The organism is Candidatus Eisenbacteria bacterium (genome assembly GCA_016867495.1).
Classification (GTDB): Bacteria; Eisenbacteria; RBG-16-71-46; order CAIMUX01; family VGJL01; genus VGJL01.
In genome coordinates, this window is sequence record VGJL01000295.1 from 1 (window position 1) to 2,406 (window position 2,406).

Sequence of the window (2,406 nt, forward strand, 5' to 3'; positions counted from 1 at the left end):
CGTCTCAGGAACTCCCACAGGCTCGAGAGCGCCCTCGAGAGAGATGTCGTCGATGTACCAGCCGCGCTCCCGGGTGTTGCTGTCGCTGCCGAAGCAGAAGCGAACCTTGATGGCGCTTCCCGCATACGCGCCGAGATCGATGATCGCTTCCCGCCAGCTCGCGGCGATGCCCGGATATCCTTGCTGTCCCGCCAGGGGATTGCAGCTCCCGGCGAGCGCGCCGGGATAGCCGCCCACCGGCGTGACGACCGTCCAGATCGAGCCGCCGTCGGTGGAGACTTGAACATTTCCGCCGTCGTAGCCGGCCTCGGTCCTGTACCAGTGCCAGAAGTGGAGTCTCGCCGTATCGTAGAAGCGCAGATCGAGGAGAGGCAGATCCAGGCGGTAGTCGGCGCAGTTGTCGTAGTTCGCCCCCAGCCGCGTGCCCCAGACCTTGGTTCCCGAGTGGGCGCCGGCCTGCGTGTCTACGCCCCAAGCCCAGCCGGCGTTCGCCGTGAGTCCCTCGCTCGAGTCCTCGAAGGTCCAGACCGGCTTCAGAGTGAAGTTCACGCCCGCGATCTCCTGCCCGCTGGCGATGTTCACGGTCGTGACGGCCGGCATGAATCCCTCATGGTTGGCGGACACCGGCACGACTCCCGGATAGACCGGCTCGAGGACGTAACCGCCCGTTGCCTCCGCGACAGCGTATGCCGCCTGCCCCCCGGCGAAGACGCGCGACCCGCTCGGATCCCCGCCTCCCTGAAGGCTCACGACGCCGAGAATCCTCCCCCCCGCGACCGGGTCGAGGAGGACGGTGACCGGGGTCGCCTGGCCGCCGGCGATCGTGACCGCCACTTCCTCGGTCGCGTAGCCGACCGCGCTGGCCCGCAGCGTGTAGGTTCCCGGGAGCAGATCGGGCAGGAGAAAGCTCCCATCGATTGTCGAGAGGCCCGGCTCGTACTGTGTCCCCACGATCTCGATCTCGACGCCCGAGTCGTCGCCCGAGTCGGTCTTGTCGGCATGGCCGTCGACAGAGCCGAGGGAGCCGGTCAGGACCGCGAGCTGCGCGCCGCTCACCGTCACGGCGACGGTCATCCTCCGCTGCTGGTTGGGAACGATGTTGGAGACGACGTCGCAGGTCTGGTGGTAGCAGGGATAGTCCTCCCAGTCGTAATCGATCGCGAGGAGGGCCGGGAATCCGTGATTGTTGAAGGGGACGTGGTCGCTTCCCCATCCGGTGCTCGGGTAGCGGTAGACCGACATGTCCGTGTAGGCGTTCGCCACGCTCTCGAGCGTGTTCATGAGCGCGACGGAGCCCGGATTGCTGGGGAACCCCTCGATCCAGAGGTCGGGGGCGCCGGCCGTGTCGTAGCCGATCATGTCCATGTTGAGCACGCCCCGCAAATCCCAGTTCTGGGCATCGGCGATCGCCGCGAGGTGCTCGGCGCCGATCAGGCCCTGCTCCTCCGCCGTGAAGCAGACGAAATAGACCGTCGACTCGGTCGTGAGCGGAGCCAGCAATCGGGCGGCCTCGAGGACCCCGACGGATCCGCTCCCGTTGTCTTCCGCCCCGGGGGCGTTCGTCGAAGGCTGGGGAGAGGTCGAGTCGAGATGCCCGCAGATCATGTAGATCCGATTCGGATAGACGGAGCCGGTCTTGACACCCACGACGTTCCGGATCGAGTAGCCGTTGTAGGTGAATGTGTCGAAGTAGGCGTTGTCGAGACCGTACTCGTTGAAGCGATCGAGGACGTACTGCGTAGCCGACTGCATGCCCGTCGTGTTGTAGTAGCGCGTCTGGATCTGCTTGGCGATCGCATCGAGGTGCAGCATCATCCGGTCGATGTTGACCGCCGCCGCGAGGCTCTGGAGCAGTGTGAGCGAGGGAGCGAGAGCATCCTTCTCCAGAGGAAACGCGCGGGGCTCGACCGGACGCGGGCGAGGCGGATTGAGACGGACCCCCTCCTGGCGCAGCGCCCTCTCGTCGTCCTCCCGAAGCCAGACGAGAACCCAGTCGGCCTCCCGATGGAGGATCCTCATCGCGCGAAGGTCGGGCAGGTCCGCGAGCGCGGGATCGTCCAGCGCCCCCGCGAGCATCGCCTCCCAGCCCCTGTTGAGGGCGGGGTGGGACCTTCGATCGATCTCGAAGATCCGCCCGGAACCCGGCTCGATCCCGAGCCCCTTCATGTCGGCGTCGACGATCCGGGCGGCGCGCCCATCGTCGGGCGGCGGGATCGCTTGGCGCGCGGAGGGCGCATCGAGCGGGGCAAGGGCGAGCAGACCTATCAGGGCGATGCAGTGCCATGGTGTCCTGAGCATCTAGACCTCCGCGGGACGGCCCGCCGGGCATGAGCCTCGTGTCGACAGAATGAATCCGACCTATCTTGTCATTTTACATCAGATTCCGTCGCTGAGGTAGTCGCTCTT

At 66.4% G+C, this 2,406-nt stretch carries 1 protein-coding gene; it reads right to left on the reverse strand.

Annotated features, from left to right (window positions below; translation table 11 throughout):
• The coding region (locus FJY88_13625; protein ID MBM3288365.1) for a M28 family peptidase at positions 1-2,298 on the reverse strand (2,298 nt) is incomplete at its 3' end.
• Between the last annotated feature and the right edge of the window lie 108 nt (positions 2,299-2,406).